Origin of the sequence: Mesorhizobium sp. M0292 (genome assembly GCF_040321695.1) — a bacterium.
Classification (GTDB): Bacteria; Pseudomonadota; Alphaproteobacteria; order Rhizobiales; family Rhizobiaceae; genus Mesorhizobium.
Genome location: NZ_JAMYSB010000012.1, coordinates 52,261 through 69,355 on the forward strand (window position 1 = coordinate 52,261; position 17,095 = coordinate 69,355).

General features: G+C 64.0%; 16 protein-coding genes. 9 read left to right on the top strand and 7 right to left on the bottom strand.

What is annotated here, in order from left to right:
• Positions 1–9 precede the first annotated feature (9 nt).
• The 5 genes from NKI96_RS19520 to speB form a co-directional block, all read right to left on the bottom strand.
• Complete coding sequence (locus NKI96_RS19520; RefSeq protein WP_023671275.1) at positions 10–1,098, bottom strand: ABC transporter substrate-binding protein; 1,089 nt, start codon at positions 1,096–1,098, stop codon at positions 10–12.
• 68 nt (positions 1,099–1,166) lie between these two features.
• Positions 1,167–1,814, bottom strand: coding sequence for an amino acid ABC transporter permease (locus NKI96_RS19525; protein WP_023671276.1), 648 nt, complete (start codon positions 1,812–1,814; stop codon positions 1,167–1,169).
• Positions 1,811–2,467, bottom strand: coding sequence for an amino acid ABC transporter permease (locus tag NKI96_RS19530; protein WP_023683571.1), 657 nt, complete (start codon positions 2,465–2,467; stop codon positions 1,811–1,813). Before NKI96_RS19530 ends, NKI96_RS19525 begins: the two co-directional genes overlap by 4 nt.
• 6 nt (positions 2,468–2,473) lie before the next feature.
• On the bottom strand, positions 2,474–3,268 hold the full coding sequence (locus tag NKI96_RS19535; RefSeq protein ID WP_023703697.1) for a transporter substrate-binding domain-containing protein: 795 nt from the start codon (positions 3,266–3,268) through the stop codon (positions 2,474–2,476).
• Positions 3,269–3,351: 83 nt separating this feature from the next.
• Positions 3,352–4,413 carry an agmatinase gene (gene speB / locus NKI96_RS19540; RefSeq protein WP_023700439.1) on the bottom strand — a complete coding sequence of 354 codons (1,062 nt, stop codon included), beginning with the start codon at positions 4,411–4,413 and terminating at the stop codon, positions 3,352–3,354.
• 212 nt (positions 4,414–4,625) lie between these two features.
• Between speB and gcvA the strand changes: the two genes are divergently transcribed.
• The 8 genes from gcvA to NKI96_RS19580 all read left to right on the top strand — a co-directional run bounded on the left by gcvA (position 4,626) and on the right by NKI96_RS19580 (position 13,616).
• Positions 4,626–5,594, top strand: coding sequence for a transcriptional regulator GcvA (gene gcvA, locus NKI96_RS19545; RefSeq protein WP_023671280.1), 969 nt, complete (start codon positions 4,626–4,628; stop codon positions 5,592–5,594).
• A 170-nt stretch (positions 5,595–5,764) separates the two neighbouring features.
• Positions 5,765–7,069: a nicotinate phosphoribosyltransferase gene (gene pncB / locus NKI96_RS19550; RefSeq protein WP_352497003.1), complete on the top strand. Its 1,305-nt coding sequence runs from the start codon at positions 5,765–5,767 to the stop codon at positions 7,067–7,069.
• Between the two features lie 191 nt (positions 7,070–7,260).
• Positions 7,261–8,703, top strand: coding sequence for a hypothetical protein (locus NKI96_RS19555; protein ID WP_352805675.1), 1,443 nt, complete (start codon positions 7,261–7,263; stop codon positions 8,701–8,703).
• Between the two features lie 152 nt (positions 8,704–8,855).
• Positions 8,856–10,160 (top strand): ABC transporter substrate-binding protein, encoded by a 1,305-nt coding sequence (locus NKI96_RS19560; RefSeq protein ID WP_352805678.1) that lies wholly within the window; start codon positions 8,856–8,858, stop codon positions 10,158–10,160.
• A 159-nt stretch (positions 10,161–10,319) separates the two neighbouring features.
• A complete protein-coding gene (locus NKI96_RS19565; RefSeq protein ID WP_023671284.1) occupies positions 10,320–11,201 on the top strand; it encodes a branched-chain amino acid ABC transporter permease in 882 nt (293 codons plus the stop codon).
• Positions 11,198–12,160, top strand: a complete 963-nt coding sequence (locus NKI96_RS19570; protein WP_352805681.1) for a branched-chain amino acid ABC transporter permease — start codon at positions 11,198–11,200, stop codon at positions 12,158–12,160. The genes NKI96_RS19565 and NKI96_RS19570 overlap by 4 nt, the downstream gene beginning before the upstream one ends.
• Positions 12,157–12,882: an ABC transporter ATP-binding protein gene (locus tag NKI96_RS19575; protein WP_352805684.1), complete on the top strand. Its 726-nt coding sequence runs from the start codon at positions 12,157–12,159 to the stop codon at positions 12,880–12,882. The genes NKI96_RS19570 and NKI96_RS19575 overlap by 4 nt, the downstream gene beginning before the upstream one ends.
• Complete coding sequence (locus NKI96_RS19580) at positions 12,879–13,616, top strand: ABC transporter ATP-binding protein (RefSeq protein ID WP_023736901.1); 738 nt, start codon at positions 12,879–12,881, stop codon at positions 13,614–13,616. Before NKI96_RS19575 ends, NKI96_RS19580 begins: the two co-directional genes overlap by 4 nt.
• 161 nt (positions 13,617–13,777) lie before the next feature.
• On the opposite strand, the gene NKI96_RS19585 is transcribed toward NKI96_RS19580, so the two are convergent.
• Both NKI96_RS19585 and pncA read right to left on the bottom strand, forming a co-directional pair.
• Positions 13,778–15,145, bottom strand: coding sequence for a sodium:proton antiporter (locus tag NKI96_RS19585; RefSeq protein ID WP_352538017.1), 1,368 nt, complete (start codon positions 15,143–15,145; stop codon positions 13,778–13,780).
• Between the two features lie 85 nt (positions 15,146–15,230).
• Positions 15,231–15,845 carry a bifunctional nicotinamidase/pyrazinamidase gene (gene pncA, locus NKI96_RS19590; protein WP_352805687.1) on the bottom strand — a complete coding sequence of 205 codons (615 nt, stop codon included), beginning with the start codon at positions 15,843–15,845 and terminating at the stop codon, positions 15,231–15,233.
• Between the two features lie 383 nt (positions 15,846–16,228).
• Between pncA and NKI96_RS19595 the strand changes: the two genes are divergently transcribed.
• Positions 16,229–17,092 (top strand): FAD binding domain-containing protein, encoded by an 864-nt coding sequence (locus NKI96_RS19595; RefSeq protein WP_023829341.1) that lies wholly within the window; start codon positions 16,229–16,231, stop codon positions 17,090–17,092.
• Positions 17,093–17,095: the final 3 nt, after the last annotated feature.

Below are 17,095 nucleotides of genomic sequence, written 5' to 3' on the forward strand. Positions count from 1 at the left end.
TCGAACGGCTCAGCCGACGATCAGCTCGGTCCACTTCTGGTTGATCCAGTCGGCCTTCGACGTATAGAGGTCGTAGCGCGGGATGATCGGATCGATATCCGACGACACGGCTGCGAACTCTTCCGGCTTGAGGTCGAGCACCTCTTTCTTCAGCGTCGGCGTGGTTCCGACCTTGCGCGACATCAGGCCCTGCATCGACGGCTGGCTCATATAGTCGATGAAGGCATGCGCCTCGTCGACCTTGGTCGAGGCGCGCGACAGCACCCAATTGCCGGAATCCTGGATGCCGCCTTCCTTCGGGAAGGTCGAGCGGACATGGAAGCCGTCGGCGACCGCGAGGCCGGTGACGTCGTGATAATACTGGCCCATCGGGATCTCGCCCGACTTCAGCGCCTGCTCGAACTGCGCCTCGTCGCGATACCACAGCCGGACATTCGGCTTGAGCTCGGCGAGCTTTTCGAACGCCTTGTTCAGTCCGTCCTCGGTGTCGAGCGCATTGGTGCCGCCCATGAAGGTCTTGGCTGTCACTTCGAGCAGGAACGAGTTCGAGGCAAGTGCCAGAAGGCCAAGCTTGTCCTCATTGGCCTTGTCCCACAGCGTCTCCCATGAGGTCGGCGCATCCTTGTAGACATCGGTGTTGGAGACCAGCGTGATCCACCAGGCGACGGCGCCGATGCCGGCGACCCGGCCATCCGGATATTTGTTGACGAAGCGCGGCAAGAGGTCGTTGTAGTGCTTGAACTTCGACGTATCGAGCGGCGTCCATAATTCGGTCGACTGGCCCTTCAGCGTCGAGGTCTGCGACATCATCGAAAGGTCGGCCGGCGCCTGGCCTGCCTTGGACGCCTGTTCGAGCTGCACCAGCCAGGCTTCGCCGGTCGGCTCGGCGACCGATTCCACTGCAATGCCGGTGGCCTTGGTGAAATCTGGGAAGACGTGCTCGTCAAAGGATTTCTTGAAATAGCCGCCGTAGACGCCGACCTTCAGCGACTTGTCCTGCGCGCGCAGGATCGACGGCATGGCGAGCACGCCGGCTGTAGCGAGGCCCGCACCAAGCACGCCGCGCCGTGTCAGGGATTTTCCGATCAGTCTGTTCATCTGGTTTCTCCTCAGTTGATGCCGTTCTATTCCGGCAGGTTCCCTTCACGCACTGTCGCCGCCTGGCGTCAGTGGGCCGCCGCTCGTTGTTCGAGCGTACGGGCGTATTGCGTCAGTGGAAAGCACATGACGAAGAAGATCAGCGCCACCAGCCCGTAGACCTTGAACGGTTCGAAGGTGGCGTTGTTGATGGCGTTGGAGGTTCTGACCAGCTCCTCGAAGCCGATGATCGAGGTCAGCGCCGTCGATTTGATCAACTGCACCAGGAAGCCGACGATCGGCGCCCTTGTGATCGAGAACGCCTGCGGCAGGATGATCAGCCTGAGCTCCTGCAGACGGTGCAGCCCAAGGCTGGCGCCGGCGTCCCACTGCCCGCGCGGCAGCGCATCGACGCCGCTGCGCCAGATCTCGGCCAGATAGGCGCTGGCGAAGAAGGTCAGGCCGAGCACCGCTGCCGTCCATGGCTCGATGCGCAGGCCGAGCATCGGCAGGCCGAAGAACATCAGGAACAGCTGCATCAACAGCGGCGTTCCCTGGAACAGGGCGATGTAGCCGGAAGCGATGCGCCGGCTCCATTTATTTTCGGCGATGCGGAAGAACAGCACGATCAGCCCTACCACCGCCCCGCCGACAAAGGCCGCCAGCGACAACAGCACCGTCCAGCGGGCGGCGAGCAGCAGATTGCGAACGATGTCCCAGAAGGTGAATTCGATCATGTGACACCTGCCCCCAATACGCGGCGCCCGCCTGTGACCAGCAGCCGGCGCAAGGCCATGGACAGGACGAGGTAGACCAAGGTCACGACGAAATAGGTTTCGAAGGAGCGGAAGGTGCGGGCTTGCAGCATGTCGGCCTCATAGGTCAGCTCACGCACGGCGATCTGCGACACCACGGCCGATTCCAGCATCATGATGACGATCTGGCTGGTCAGCGCCGGGTAGATCACCTTGAGCGCCTGCGGCAGCACGATCTTGACAAACACCTGGCGTGGCCGAAGCCCGAGTGCCAAGGCGGCTTCCGTCTGTCCGCCGGGCACGGCATCGAGGCCGGCGCCGACGATTTCAATCGTGTAGGCTGCCATGTTGAGCGTCATTGCCAGCATGGCGGCCAGGATCGGATCGAGCCTTATGCCGAGGCTGGGCAGGCCGAAGAAGATGAAGAACAGCTGCACCAGGAACGGCGTGTTGCGCATCACCTCGACATAGACCGCGATGGCGCGCTTCACGAATACCGGGCCGTTGCGCCGGCCGGCAGCGCCCAGGATGCTGAGCAGCGTGCCCACGAGCGTGGTCACGACGATCAACAGGATCGTCGTGGCCGCGCCGCGCGCGATGTCGCCCACAGCGCCTGGGAGCCAGGCAAAGGCCACGAGAACTCAATCCTTGAGGTTGTCGGGATTGAGCGGCGTCTTCAGCCAGGCCTTCGAGCTCTCATCGAGCTTGCCGTCGGCCAGCATCTTGGCAACCGCATCATTGACCGCCGTCTTCAGCCGGTCCTCTTTCTTGTTGAGGCCGATATGCGAAGGCGAGGTCAGAAGCTGGAACTTCTGCTCCGGCTTCAGCGCGTCCTGCTTGGCCAGCACCTGGGCGCCGACATCATTGCCGACCACCATCAGCTGGGTCTGGCCCGAGATGAAGGCCTGGATGACGGAATTGTAGTTGTCGAAGCGCTTGATGTCGGCCGATGCCGGCGCCGCTTCGGTCAGCGACGTATCCTCCAGCGTGCCGCGATTGACGGCGATCGACTTGTCGGCGAGATCTTCCTTGCCTTTGATCGAAAGCGCTGCCGGACCGATGACGGCGATGTAATAGGGCGCGTAGGCGGCGGCGAAATCGATGACCTCCTCGCGCTCCTTGGAATAGCCGACGCTCATCAGGATATCGACGCGCTTGTCGGTGAGATACGGGATGCGGTTCTGGCCGGTGACGCTGACCAGATTGAGCTTCACCTTAAGTGAATCGGCGATCGCCTGCGCGACGTCGACGTCGTAACCCTTGATGCTCATATCGGCGCTGGCCGAGGAGAAGGGCGGAAAGTCGGAGAAGATGCCGACATTGATGGCGCCGGCCTTGGTGATGTCGTCGACGGCGTCGGCATTGGCCTGGGAGGCGAACCCGAGGCCGGCGAGCATCAGCGCAGCGGCGATGGTTGATTTCATATGGATTGTCATTGGTATTCCCCTTCTGGAAGCTTGTTTGTTTTGGAAACGGCCGCCGGCTCCAGCGCGGCGGCCGCCTTTGCATGTGAAATCCGTCAGGCCCCCTTGCCGGTGATCGCCGGGCTGAACACCATCAGGCTCAGGATCTCGAACAGGACCTGGGCGCCGACATGGGCGGTGTTGGTGGTCGCGTCATATTGCGGCGCCACCTCGACGACATCGCCGCCGACAATGTTGAGACCTTTCAAGCCGCGCAGCAGTTCGAGCACCTCGCGCGTCGTCAGGCCGCCTATTTCCGGCGTGCCGGTACCCGGCGCGAAGGCCGGATCGACACTGTCGACGTCGAAGGAAATGTAGGTCGGGCCGTCGCCGACTATTCTGCGCGCCTTCTCGATGATGGCCGGAATGCCGAGACCCGTCACCTCTTCGGCATGCACGACCGTCATGCCGGATTCATAGGTGAACTCCCACAGATACTCCGCCGAGCCGCGGATGCCGATCTGGATGGTGCGGGTGGGGTCGAGCACGCCGTCCAGCACCGCGTTGCGGAACGGGCCGCCATGGTGGAACTTGGTCATGTCGAACAGCCCGCTTGTGTCGCAATGAGCGTCGATGTGGATCATGCCGACCGGCGCCTTCTTGCCGACCGCCTTCAGGATCGGATGGCTGATCGAGTGGTCGCCTCCGACCGAGAGCGGCAGCACGCCGGCATCGACGATCTGGTTGGTGCGGCGCTCGATATCCTCGTGGCTGATCTCCAGCCGGTAACGGCTGCGGAACGGTGTATCGCCGATGTCGGCGACGCGAAGCTCATGCGTCGGCGCGCATTCCAGCACATGATTGTAAGGGCCGATGCGCTCGATGGCGCGCAGCGCCCTGGGTCCAAAGCGCGAGCCGGGCCGGTTGGTGACGCCGAGATCCATCGGCACGCCGATGATCGCCACCTGCAAATCGCCGAAATCCGGATTGTCGGCAGCGATTTCACGGTAGGGCGCGGCGAGGAAGGTGGGGATGCCGGCATAGGGCGCCAGCCTTGTGCCGCTCTTGGAGAAGATCTTGTCGGCGACCTTGCGGAACTTCGGGTCGAACATCTCGCCGCCATGGCTCTCGCCATACTTGCGGCGCAAGGCTTCCAGCTTGCCTCTGTCATAACCCATGTCGGTCTCCTCCTGCGGGCTGATGCATGCGGCCGTGGCGACATCTGCGAACTGACCATCATCCGGCCGGGTCGCTGTCCCGCTGGCTGCCTGTAGATTTCACGTCATTGATGCTGTTGACCTGCCAAAGTGTCCGGCAGCCGCATTGAAAAATCAATTGATATTGTTACGGTGCTGATTGTGAGAAAATCTCACAGAGTATCCGGTTGCTCATGGCCAAGCGTCTGCCCCCCTTGAATCCCTTGCGCGCCTTCGAGGCGACGGCGCGGCATGCCTCGCTGACCAAGGCGGCGAGTGAGCTCAACGTCACCCACGGCGCAATCAGCCACCAGATCAAGGCGCTCGAGCAATCACTCGGCGTAAAACTGTTCGAACGCACCGGACAGCGGGTAAAGCTCACCCCGCACGGCGCCGAATTGCTGCCGGCGGTCTCGACCGCCTTCGACGGCATCGCCGCCGCCACCCAGCGCATGACCAGGCCAGCCAGCGCCGGTACGCTGTCGGTCTCCTGCGTGCCGGCGCTGCTGCTTCTGTGGATGACGCCGCGGCTCGGCAGCTTCATGGCGCAATATCCTGATATCAGGTTGACGCTGATCCCGTCCAACGACCCCAAGGACATCCGCGCCCCACAGGTCGATGTCTGTGTGCTCTATGGCGACGGCAGCTGGACCGATTGCTGGATGCGCAAATGGTCGGGCCTCGAACTGTTCCCGGTGGTCAGCCCGACGCTGATCAACAACCGGCCGCTCCGCATCTGCCGGGATCTTGCTGGCCATGTCATCCTGCATGGCGATGATGGCCGCGAATGGCACACCTGGCTGGCCGCCGCCGATGGGCTCGACCTCGAACGTGGCCGCCGCCACCATCTCGGCGACGCCCGCACCGCGATCGAAGCCGCGGTGCACGGACATGGCGTGGCGCTCGGCGATTCCGTCACCGCCAGCATGCTGCTCGCCAGGGGCCTGCTGGTGGCGCCGTTCAGCCTGTCGGTGCCGGCGGTCGACGATTTCTATGTCGTCTGCCGCAACGAGATGCGTTCAGCGCCGATCGTGCAATTGTTCGTCGACTGGCTGTTCGCCGAAAAGGAACAGGCCGACAGCCGCGCCGACGCGCCGGTGGCCGGCCGCATCGGCAGCCGCCGGAAGCGTCCGGCGCTGCGGGTGGTGGGCGCCAAGAGTTGAGGCTGGACCGGGAGCGACTGCTTTTTGTCGGGCCAGCCCGGAAAGCGGGAAGCGCTTTCAAAAATTCAATGCTAATAAGCTCTTGCCCGGCAATTCCAGGAAAACTGTGCGGCGGTTTCCCGTCCGGAATTGCGTAAGACAGACGTGAGCAGCGAAGGCGACGGCAGGACATGGCAAGAACCGATATAGCGCGGCGCGTCTATAACCACACCTGGAAGCTGGACCCGATCGTCCGCAGCCTGCTCGACACCGATTTCTACAAGCTTCTGATGCTGCAGATGATCTGGGGCATGTACCCCAAGGTCGACGCCACCTTTTCGCTGATCAACCGCACTACCTCGGTGCGGCTTGCCGACGACATCGACGAAGGCGAATTGCGCGACCAGCTCGACCATGCCCGCACGCTGCGCTTCTCCAAGAAGGAGATGATCTGGCTTGGCGGTAACAATTTCTATGGCCGCAAGCAGATCTTCGAGCCGGAATTCCTCGCCTGGCTGGAAGGTTTTCGGCTGCCCGACTACGAGCTGTCCAAGCGCGACGGTCAGTACGAGCTCTCCTTCAGCGGTCCCTGGATGTACACCACCCTGTGGGAAATCCCGGCGCTGGCGATCATCAATGAGCTTCGTTCCCGCGCCGCCATGCGCGCCTTCGGTCCCTTCGCGCTTGACGTGCTCTATGCACGCGCCAAGGGGAAGATGTGGGCCAAGACCGAACGCTTGAAGGCGTTGCCCGGCATCCGCATCTCCGATTTCGGCACCCGCCGCCGCCATTCCTTCCTGTGGCAGCGCTGGTGCGTCGAGGCGCTCAAGGAAGGTATTGGCGAAGCCTTCACCGGCACCTCCAACGTGCTGCTGGCGATGGACAACGACCTCGAAGCGCTCGGCACCAACGCGCATGAATTGCCGATGGTTTTTGCCGCCCTTGCCAAGTCGGAAAAGGAATTGAAGGAATCGCCCTACAAGGTGCTGCAGGACTGGCAGCGCTATTATGGCGGCAACCTGCTGATCGTGCTGCCCGACGCTTTCGGCACCGCATCCTTCCTGCGCGACGCGCCGGACTGGGTCGCCGACTGGACCGGCTTCCGCCCCGACAGTGCGCCGCCGATCGAAGGCGGCGAAAAAATCATCGACTGGTGGCGCGAGAAGGGCAAGGACCCCAGGCAGAAGCTGCTGATCTTCTCCGACGGGCTCGAGGTCGAGACCATCGAGGAGACCTACAAGCACTTCAAGGGCAAGGTGCGCATGTCCTTCGGCTGGGGCACCAACCTCACCAACGATTTCGAAGGCTGCGCGCCGACCGAAACCAACAGCCTCGATGCGATATCGCTGGTCTGCAAGGTGACGGAGGCCAATGGCCGGCCGGCGGTGAAGCTGTCGGACAATCCGGCGAAAGCGACGGGCGACAAGAAGGAGATCGAGCGCTATCTCCGGATTTTTGGGGCGAAGGATCGCGTGGAGCAGCTGGTCAAGGTTTGAGGGTCGGCGGGTGCCTTGCTGGACGAAATGGAAATCGCGATAGCGTGAGTTCCCGCCCACCCCCCTCTGTCCTGCCGGACATCTCCCCCGCAAGGGGGGAGATTACCCCGTCATCTCCGCCTTCGCTAATCTCCGACGTTGCAAAGGAAGCGCCGGCAGGGCAACTGCCAATCTCCCCGCTTGAGGGGGAGATGTCCGGCAGGACAGAGGGGGGCGTCGTAGAGCGCGGCTGTTACCGGCCAACCCTTATCACCACCACCCTCACACTCCTCCCCACCCCTGCCTTCCCCCACGCCTCCGACCGCGGCCACGTCCTCCTCCTCCCGACCGGCTACTACATCGCCGGCGGCGCGCTTGCCGTCGCGGTAAGCTTCCTCGTCCTCGCCCTGCTGCCACCCGCAACCCTCGACCGCTTCTGGCGCCGCCGCCTGCCGCTCTTCCCATTCGCCGACACCCCTCGCGCAATCATCAGCCTCATCTCCTTTGCCGGTTTCGCAACGCTCATCGCCGCCGGCCTGTTCGGCAGCCGCGATCCGCTCTCCAATCCGCTGCCGCTAACCATCTGGACGCTGCTCTGGGTCGGCCTTGCCATCGCGCAAGGCCTGTTCGGCGATGTCTGGTCGTGGCCGAATCCATGGTATGGCCCGCGGCGGATCGTAAGCCGCCTGTTCAAGCTTCGTGGCGGTGAGGGACAGAAATCGCGTTTGCCTTCATGGCTCGGCTGCTGGCCGGCCGTTATCCTGTTCTTCGCCTTTGCCTGGTTCGAGCTGATCGACCCGGCGCCCGACGACCCGGCGCGGCTGGCCTATGCCGCCGGCCTCTACTGGTTGCTTACCTTCATCGCCATGCTCGCCTTCGGCTACCGCGATTGGAGCCGGCGCGGCGAATTCCTGACGGTGTTCTTCGCCATGGTGGCGCGCTTCGCCATCGTCGAGCGCGATGAACACGGGCGGCTCGCTCTCTGCTGGCCGGGCTCAAAACTGCTCGGCGCGGCACCCCTGCCGGCAAGCGGCATCGCTTTCCTGCTGCTCAGCCTGTCATCGGTGTCCTTCGACGGCCTGTCGAAAACCTTCTTCTGGCTCGGCCTGTCCGGCATCAACCCGCTGGAATATCCCGGCCGCACCGCGCTCATCGGCATTAGCAGCTTCGGCCTCGTGCTGACCTTCGTTCTGCTGGCGGCGGCATTCCTGCTGGCCGTCATCCTCGGCCAGCGCCTCGCCGGCAGCCGACATTCCCTCCGCGAGGCCGCCGGGCTGCTGGTGTGGTCGATCGTGCCGATCGCGCTCGCCTATCATGTCGCGCACTATCTGACGGCGCTGCTGGTCGACGGCCAGTATGCGATCGCCGCTCTGTCCGACCCGTTCGCGCTGGGATGGAACCTGTTCGGCGCCGCCGACATGCAGATCGAGGCCGGCATCGTCGCCGGGGCCCACTCCGCCTGGTGGCTGTGGAACCTGCAGGCCGGCATCATCATCGCCGGCCATATGCTGGCGGTGCTCGTTGCCCATGGACTGGCCTGGCGACTGCACCAGGTGCCATCGCGCGCCGCCCTCAGCCAGTTGCCGCTCACCATGCTGATGATTGCCTACACGATCTTCGGCCTGTGGTTGCTTGCCACGCCGACGGCCGGATGAGACAAGCTGATCAACATGCCTTTGCGGAAAGCCCGCTTGCAAGCTCTGTGCTTTGGTGATTTAGTTTGTACACATGCAATTTCTGCCCCTCCTGCAAGGGAGTGGCCTTGCCTCGTTACAGACAGTCAAAACTCAAAAACAGGGGAACTGCCGTGACTGACAAGAATGGGTTTTTCGATCTCTCCAAATGCACCCTTAGCCGCCGCACCGCGCTGAAAGGTCTCGCCGCCGGCGCCGGGCTGACGCTCGCGCCCGGCTTCGTCCGCTACAGCCAGGCGCAGAGTTCGGCGCCAATCAAGATCGGCTTCCAGTCGCACCGCACCGGCATCGGCGCCGCCTATGGCCGCTGGTACGAAAAGACCAGTGCCGCCGCGGTCAAGGCGATCAACGATGCCGGCGGCATCAACGGCCGGCCGGTCGAACTGGTGATCGAGGATGACGGCACCGATCCCGGCCGTGGCGCCGAGGTGGTCGGCAAGTTCGCCACCCAGCACAAGACCGACATCGTCTTCGGCACGCTGTTCTCGCATGTGGTGATCGGCTCGGCGCCGGCCGCCGGCGAAAACAAGATCCCTTATTTCGTCGTCAGCGAAGGCCACCACGTCGCTTCGACCAAGCTCAACCGCTACGTCTTCCAGCCCGGCATCACCGATGTGAAGAGCCAGATCCAGTCGATGGCGCCATGGATCGCGGCCAATGCCGGCAAGAAGGTGACGCAGATCTTCCCCGATTTCGCCTTCGGCTACGACCATCGCGACTACCTGCCGCCGGCGCTGAAGGCGCAAGGCGCCGAGGTCATCGCCCAGATCGCCATCCCGCCGACAGAGTCGTCTTTCACGAAATACTTCCCGCAGATCCCGGCCGAGACCGAAGTCATCTACCACGTGATGGTCGGCCCGGCCGTGCTCACCTTCGTCAAGGAACTCGGCGAGTTCTACGGCTCCAACCGGCCGCAACTGTTCGGCTTCATCGATTCGCTCGAAGCCACCGACATCAACAGCCCCGGCCTCGAATTTTTGGACGGCAGCCATTTCTGGGAAGGTTCGCCGCGCTATGCGCAGGCCAATGACTCGGCCGCCCAGAAAGCCTACCGCGCCGCTGTCGGCATCGACGACAATGGGGCTGCCGTCGGCGACCCCAAGGACGTCTCCACCGCCGCCCACATGTTCGGCTGCTGGGAGACGCTCTATGTCGTTAAGAAGGCGATGGAAGATGCCGGCTACAAGGGCCCGGAAGACCGCGCCAAGCTGGTCGAGGCGACCGAGGCGCTGACCGAATTCGCCGAAGGGCCGGAGCATCCGCAGGGGCCGAAGACCTTCAACGGCAAGATCCACCAGTGTTTTGGCATCCAGAACATCTCCAAGGTCGAAGGTGGCAAGCTGAATGTCGTCCACAAGACCAAGATCGAGGACGGGCTTTACGAGGCCGAAGGGGATTATACGACGCAGGCGCTGTGAGGCGCCTTACCCTCCCCCTTGTGGGGAGGGTCGGCACGCAAGCTTCGCACTTTTGCGAAGCTTGCGAGACGGGGTGGGGGTCGCGACGGCCCGTGCCCAACCCCCACCCGACCGCTGCGCGGTCACCCTCCCCACAAGGGGAGGGTAAGGGCGCCCTGAATGCACTTTGGACCCCATCTCCTCCTCGCCGCCCTCGAAGGCCTCGTCACCTCAGCCGTGTTGGCGCTGACGGCGCTTGGGCTGTCGCTGGTGTTCGGCGTCATGCGCGTCGTCAACGTCGCCCATGGCGAGTTCTTCATGCTGGGCGCGGTGCTGGCCTGGGCGATCTCGACGGCGATACCCGGCCATCCCACGCTCGGCTTCCTGGCGGCGCTGGTGATTGCGCCGCTGATTGTCGGCGCCATTGCGCTGGTAGCCGAGCGGCTTGTGCTGCGGCGGCTCAATTACAATCCGGAAGCCACCATCGTCGCCACGATCGGCATGCTCTACATCATCCAGCAGCTGGCGTTGAGCTTCTATGGCCCGGAAGCCCGCCCGGTGGAGCCGCCCTTCAGCTACCGCATCCTTTTGCCCTGGTTCGGCTATTCCGGCTACAAGCTGTCGATCATTGCCGCTTCGGCCCTTCTGCTCATCGCCACCTGGCTGGTGCTGACGCGCACCAAGATCGGCCTCATCATGCGCGCCACCCAATATGACAGCGAGACGGCGCAGGCCTTCGGCATTCCGGTCGACCGCGTCTATGCCGGCGTCTTCGGGCTCGGCGCCATGCTGGCGGCCATCGCCGCCGTGCTGATCGTGCCGATCAGTCAGGCGCATTATCTGATGGGACAGGACCCGCTGCTGTTGTCCTTCATCGTCGTCATCATCGGCGGCCTCGGCTCGCTGCGCGGCACCGTCGTCGCCGCCGTGCTGATCGGCCTGTCCGACGGCATCATCTCGGTGTTCTTTTCGCCGACTTTGGCCAAGATCATCGCCACGCTGCTGGTGGCCATGGTGCTGGTATTCCGGCCGCAGGGCCTGTTCGGGCAGGCGTCGCGATGAGCGAAGCTTCGCCGGCAAAAGCCTATGCATTGCATCTCGGCGTCATCGCGCTGCTGTTTGCGCTGAGCTTCGTCCTGCCCGACTACCATCATGGCCTGCTGGCCCGCATCATGGTGCTGGCGGTGTTCGCCATGGGCTACAACATGCTGTTCGGCTATGTCGGCCTGCTCAGCCTCGGCCACGCCATGTTCTTCGCCGCCGGGCTCTATGGCGCTGGTCTCGCGGTCATCCATCTCGGCTGGAGCGTGCCTTTGGCTTTCCTCGCCGGCATCGCCTGCGGCGCGCTGCTGGCACTGGTGATCGGCCTGCTGGCGCTGCGCACCACCGGCGTCGCCTTCATGATCGTCACCATGATGTTCGCGCAGGTGTTTTACCTCGTCATCCTCTATTTCGCCGCCTGGACCGGCGGCGACCAGGGTCTGGTCGTGCCGCAGCCCGCGCGGGTTCTGGCCTTCGGCGCGACATCGCTCGACCTAACCAACCCGACCGTGCGCTACATGAGCGCGCTGGCGCTGTTCTCGGTCGTGCTGCTGATCACCCTCGCCATCGTCCGCTCCCGCTATGGCCGCGTTTTGGTCGCGGTGCGCGAGAACGAGGAGCGTACGAAAATGCTGGGCTACGACACCTTCTCCAATAAGCTGATCGCCGTCGTTGTCTCCGGCACCATCTGCGCCGCCTCGGGTGCGGCCTATGCGCTGCTGTTCGGCTATGTCGGCTCGAGCTTTGCCTCGGTGCAGTATTCCATCCTGCCGCTGCTCTGGGTGCTGCTCGGCGGCGCCGCCACGACGCTGGGCGCGCTGCTTGGCACTGTGTTCATGTACTATGTCATCGACACCGCCAGCGGTTACACCTCCGCCTATCTCCTGATCGTCGGTATTGCACTCATCCTTCTGGTGCTGTTTTTCCCCAAAGGCATTCTGGGCACCATCCGCCAGCGCTGGCTCCGGTGGCTGCCATGATGCCGTTGCTGACCACCAAAGGCCTGGCGCGCAATTTCGGCGGCCTGCGCGCCGTCGATGGTGTCGATTTTCAGCTGATGCCGGGCGAGATCCGCGCCGTCATCGGCCCCAATGGCGCCGGCAAAACCACCTTCGTCAGCCTGGTCAGCGGCCGCATTCAGCCATCGTCCGGCATGATCGTCTTCGACGGCGCCGACATCACCAGCCAGCCGGCCTATCTCAGGGTGCGCCGGGGCATCGCCTACACCTTCCAGATCACCAGCGTCTTCGCCAACCTCTCTGCCTACGATAATGTCGCGCTGCCGGTGCAGCGCACGCTGACCGATGCCCGCTCGAAAGGTGCGGTGCGCACCGGCGTCATGGCCGCGCTGGAACGCACCGGACTGGCCGGCCGCGCCCATATGCCGGCCGGCCAGCTTTCCTACGGCCATCAGCGCCTGCTGGAAGTGGCAATGGGCCTGGCGCTGAAGCCGCGGCTTTTGATCCTCGACGAGCCGACGCAAGGGCTGGCCGACAGCGAGATCGACAATTTCATCGACCTGGTGCGCGAGATCGCCAAGAGCGCCACCGTGCTTTTGATCGAGCACAACATGCCTGTCGTCATGCAACTGGCCGACCGCATCACCGTCTTCAACGCCGGCAGGATCCTGGCCGAAGGCACGCCCGAACAGGTCCGCGCCAACACACAGGTGCAGGAAGCCTATCTGGGAACGGCGGCATGAGCGAAGCCCCCAAAACTGATACCCACACGACTGAAGCGCTGACCATCTCCGGGCTCGACTGCTTCTACGGCGAGGTTCAGGTGCTCTACGGTCTTGATCTCGTGCTCAACAAGGGCGAGGTGCTGTGCCTGTTCGGTCGCAACGGCGCCGGCAAGACGACGACGCTGAAAGCGACCATGGGGCTGGTTCGGTCGAGCGCCGGTTCGATCCGGCTCGCCGGCAAGGAGTTGACCGGCCTGCCGGCGCATGAGGTGCCCAAGGCCGGCGTCGCCTATGTGCCGCAAGGCAGGCGGCTGTTCGCCGAGATGACGGTGGCGGAAAACATCGAGATCGGCCTGATGGCGCGCGGCAAGGGAAGAGCGACGCGCGAGAGCGTGCTCGACCTCTTCCCGTTGCTGCGCCAGCGGCTGCGGCAGCGCTCCGGCACTTTGTCCGGTGGCGAACAGCAGATGTTGGCCATGGCCCGCGCGCTTTGTCTGGAGCCGCAGGTGCTGTTGCTAGACGAGCCGACGGAGGGGCTGATGCCGTCGATGATCGCCAAAATCCGCGAGACGGTGGTGAAGCTGCGTGAGCTAGGTGTCTCCACCATTCTGGTCGAACAGCGCGTCGACGCCGTGCTGTCCGTCGCCGACCGCGTCTGCTTCATCGAAAACGGCCGTAACCGCGAGACGGTGGATGTCGAACAGCTTCGCGCCGATCCGTCGGCGGTGCGCCGATATGTGGGCGTCGGCTAAGATTACCCTCCCCCTTGTGGGGGTCCGAAGGACGGGCGAGACCCGTGGCTCGCCCCGACAAGTGGCTGCGAAGCAGCCGGGTGGGGGCGGCACCGACCCCCACCCGGACCTTCGGTCCGACCTCCCCACACGGGGTAGGTAAGGGCCCAGCGCCCTTCGCATCACGCAAAGAAGACAAAACCTGTAATCAGAAATATCGGGATCAGCACCACGCCCGACCACGCCATGTAGCCGAAGAAGCCCGGCATTTTCACGCCGCGATGCCGGGCGATGGCGTAGACCATGAAGTTGGGGGCATTGCCGATATAGGTGTTGGCGCCCATGAACACCGCGCCGGCCGAGATCGCGGCCAGCGTCGAGGCCGCCTCCGTCATCAGGTGCCGCGCGTCGCCGCCTGCGAGTTCGAAAAACACCAGATAGGTCGGCGCATTGTCGAGGAAGGACGACAGCCCGCCGGTCAGCCAGAAATAGGCGAGATCATTGGGCTGGCCGGTGGGTGACGTCACCAGCGCCACCAGCGGCGCCAGCGCGCCGTCATGGCCGGCGCGAAGGATGGCAATGACCGGCACGATGCAGATGAAGATGCCGGCAAACAGTTTTGCCACCTCCGCGATCGGGCCCCAGGTGAAGCCGTTGGCCTCGCGATGGCTCTTGAGGGAAACGACAAGCGACAGCCCGGCGAGCGCCAGGATGATGGCATCGCGCACCAGGTTCTGCAGTTCGAGGCCGACGCCGAGGATGGAGAAAGTCACGCCCGGCTTCCAGGCAGCTGAAAGCAGGATCGCGGCAATGACGCCGGCCAGCAACGGCAGATTGGCCAGGCCGCGAAGGCGCACCTTCGTATCCGGCGTCGGATCCTTGATCTTCGGCGCGCCGCCTTCACGGCGATGCAGCATGATGTCGATGGCCAGGAAGACAAGCAGCACCAGGCCGCCGGTAAACAGCGTCTCGCGCCAGAGGTTCGCCGACGTCCAGAAGAAGTCGACGCCGCGCAGGAAGCCGACGAACAATGGCGGGTCGCCCAAGGGCGTCAACGAGCCGCCGATGTTAGACACCAGGAAGATGAAGAAGATGACGACATGGGCGTTGAACTGCCGGTTGTCGTTGGCGCGCAGCATCGGCCGGATCAGGATCATCGAGGCGCCGGTGGTGCCGATCACCGAGGCCAGCATCGCCCCGACGAGCAGCAGCCCGGCATTGACCAGCGGCGTGCCATGGATGTTGCCGGCGACAAGGATGCCGCCCGAAATGGTGTAGAGCGCGAACAGCAGGATAATGAACGACATGTATTCGGTGAGCAGCGTGTGCAGCACGGCTTCACCGGCTACCGGAACGCCGAATGCAACCATCAGCGGGATGACCGCCAGCGCTGCCCAGCCGGCGGCGATCTTGCCGTAATGATGCTCCCAGACATGGTGGAACAGCAGCGGTCCGGTGGCGATCGAGAGCAGCAGGCCGGCGAAAGGCAGCGCCCACCACAGCGACATGGCAGCATCGGGCAGGCCGCGGGCCTCGGCCGCGAAGGCCATTTGCGGAGACACAGCGGAAGCGAGTACACCTGCCGCGAAAGCCTTCCCCAACTGTGTGCAGCCCCCTCGATGCGTCACGATCCAGTCACTCCGAGATCGGGTCTTCGAGCTTCACCCCGGCATCGCGCATCCTCTTCAGCATCGCCTCGACCGAACCGTTTAGATCGATGCCGCGGCACGCGTCGAGCCGCACCGTCGTCTTGAAGCCTTGCTTGACCGCGTCGAGGGCCGAGAAGGCAACGCAGAAGTCGGTCGCCAGGCCAACCAGGGTCACGGTGCCGATGCCGCGCTCCTTGAGGTAGCCGGCGAGCCCCGTCGGCGTCTTGTGGTCGTTCTCGAAGAAGGCGGAGTAGCTGTCGATATCAGGGCGAAATCCCTTGCGGATCACCAGCTCGGCCTTGGTCCAGGCGAGCCCCGAGTGAAAGTCCGAGCCGAGGCTGCCCTGGATGCAATGGTCGGGCCACAGAGTCTGCGGCCCATAGGGCATCTCGATGGCGCTGAAGGGCTGGGCACCCGGATGGCTGGAGGCAAAGCTCGAATGTCCGGCCGGGTGCCAGTCCTGCGTCAGCACGACATGCTCGGCGTGCCGAATCATATCGTTGACCAGCGGCACGATCTCGTCGCCGCCGGCAACCGCCAGCGCGCCGCCGGGGCAGAAGTCGTTTTGCAGGTCGATGACAACAAGCGCTTCGTCGGCCATGGCGCCTCTCCTCTTCTACGTCTCGAACGGGGGATCGAGTGAAATACGCCGCTGATGCGACCGGATGCAGAAACTTGACCGGATGGCCGCCTGCGTCAACCTCCTACAGCGCCGCGCGTCCCCTTCGGACGCGCAAAGGACGCTGTAGCACTTTACTTTGCGCAGGATCCTTTCCGAAAATCGATTCCGATTTTTGGGGATCGTGCGCGGACGTAACAAATGCGTGGCGGCCGGGTTCCCTTAAACTCCGGCTTTGACAATTTCCGCCAGCTTGATATCATTTGCATACGAATGAATTTGGCCTGATCAGACACTGGCGGGTTCGGGAAGTCCCCACCTTTGAAGGCCCCAATGGGAAGGCCGATTTTTTTGGAAGGCAAAGCGTGATCCGTTACGCGAAACCCACCACGCTCGACGAGGCGCTCGCTCTGCTGGGCGAGGGCGCCTGGCGCGTGCTTGCCGGCGGCACCGATTTCTATCCGGCGCAGGGCGCCAAACCGTTCCGCGAGAATGTTCTCGATATTAACGGCCTGCACTCGCTGCGCGGCATTGCCGAGACCGAAACCCATTGGGTTTTGGGCGCCCGCACCACCTGGACCGACCTTGTCCGCCATCCATTGCCGGCGGCTTTCGATGCGCTGAAGCAGGCCGCGCGCGAAGTGGGCTCCCTGCAGATCCAGAATGTCGCCTCGATCGCCGGCAATCTCTGCAATGCTTCGCCTGCCGCCGATGGCGTTCCGGGACTGCTGGTGCTGGACGCCGAGGTCGAGCTGCGCTCTGCAGCCGCGACGCGTAATCTGCCGCTGCAGGAGTTCATTCTCGGCAACCGCCGCACCGCGCTGCTACCGGGCGAGCTGGTCACCGCCATCCGGGTGCCGAAGCCCAGGGCCGCCGGCACGTCGGCCTTCGTCAAGCTCGGTGCGCGGCGCTACCTCGTCATCTCCATCGCCATGGTGGCGGCGCGCCTCGTTGCCGAGGCTGGCATCGTCATGGAAGCCGCTGTCGCGGTCGGGTCCTGCTCGGCCGTGGCCAAGCGGCTCGCCGCTGTCGAAGCCGTGCTGGTGGGCAAGCCTGTCCGCCCGGCACTCGCCGGTGCGATCTTGGCCGCGCCGATGAACGAGCTCTCGCCGATCGCCGACGTGCGCGGCAGCGCCGAATACCGGCTCGACGCAGCGCGCGAGCTTGTCGCCCGCGCCGTGCTGGGGGCTTGCGGGCTGACGAACGACAACAGCATGGTGGCGGCATGAGCC

What these genes read in the sequence shown, in the direction of transcription:
- NKI96_RS19565 (WP_023671284.1), top strand. Translation starts at nt 10,320, where the DNA reads ATGCACTTTGGACCCCATCTCCTCCTCGCCGCCCTCGAAGGCCTCGTC.
- pncA (WP_352805687.1), bottom strand. Translation starts at nt 15,845, where the DNA reads ATGGCCGACGAAGCGCTTGTTGTCATCGACCTGCAAAACGACTTCTGC.
- NKI96_RS19525 (WP_023671276.1), bottom strand. Translation starts at nt 1,814, where the DNA reads ATGATCGAATTCACCTTCTGGGACATCGTTCGCAATCTGCTGCTCGCC.
- NKI96_RS19535 (WP_023703697.1), bottom strand. Translation starts at nt 3,268, where the DNA reads ATGACAATCCATATGAAATCAACCATCGCCGCTGCGCTGATGCTCGCC.
- NKI96_RS19585 (WP_352538017.1), bottom strand. Translation starts at nt 15,145, where the DNA reads ATGGCCTTCGCGGCCGAGGCCCGCGGCCTGCCCGATGCTGCCATGTCG.
- pncB (WP_352497003.1), top strand. Translation starts at nt 5,765, where the DNA reads ATGGCAAGAACCGATATAGCGCGGCGCGTCTATAACCACACCTGGAAG.
- NKI96_RS19520 (WP_023671275.1), bottom strand. Translation starts at nt 1,098, where the DNA reads ATGAACAGACTGATCGGAAAATCCCTGACACGGCGCGGCGTGCTTGGT.
- NKI96_RS19555 (WP_352805675.1), top strand. Translation starts at nt 7,261, where the DNA reads ATGTCCGGCAGGACAGAGGGGGGCGTCGTAGAGCGCGGCTGTTACCGG.
- speB (WP_023700439.1), bottom strand. Translation starts at nt 4,413, where the DNA reads ATGGGTTATGACAGAGGCAAGCTGGAAGCCTTGCGCCGCAAGTATGGC.
- NKI96_RS19570 (WP_352805681.1), top strand. Translation starts at nt 11,198, where the DNA reads ATGAGCGAAGCTTCGCCGGCAAAAGCCTATGCATTGCATCTCGGCGTC.
- NKI96_RS19575 (WP_352805684.1), top strand. Translation starts at nt 12,157, where the DNA reads ATGATGCCGTTGCTGACCACCAAAGGCCTGGCGCGCAATTTCGGCGGC.
- NKI96_RS19580 (WP_023736901.1), top strand. Translation starts at nt 12,879, where the DNA reads ATGAGCGAAGCCCCCAAAACTGATACCCACACGACTGAAGCGCTGACC.
- gcvA (WP_023671280.1), top strand. Translation starts at nt 4,626, where the DNA reads ATGGCCAAGCGTCTGCCCCCCTTGAATCCCTTGCGCGCCTTCGAGGCG.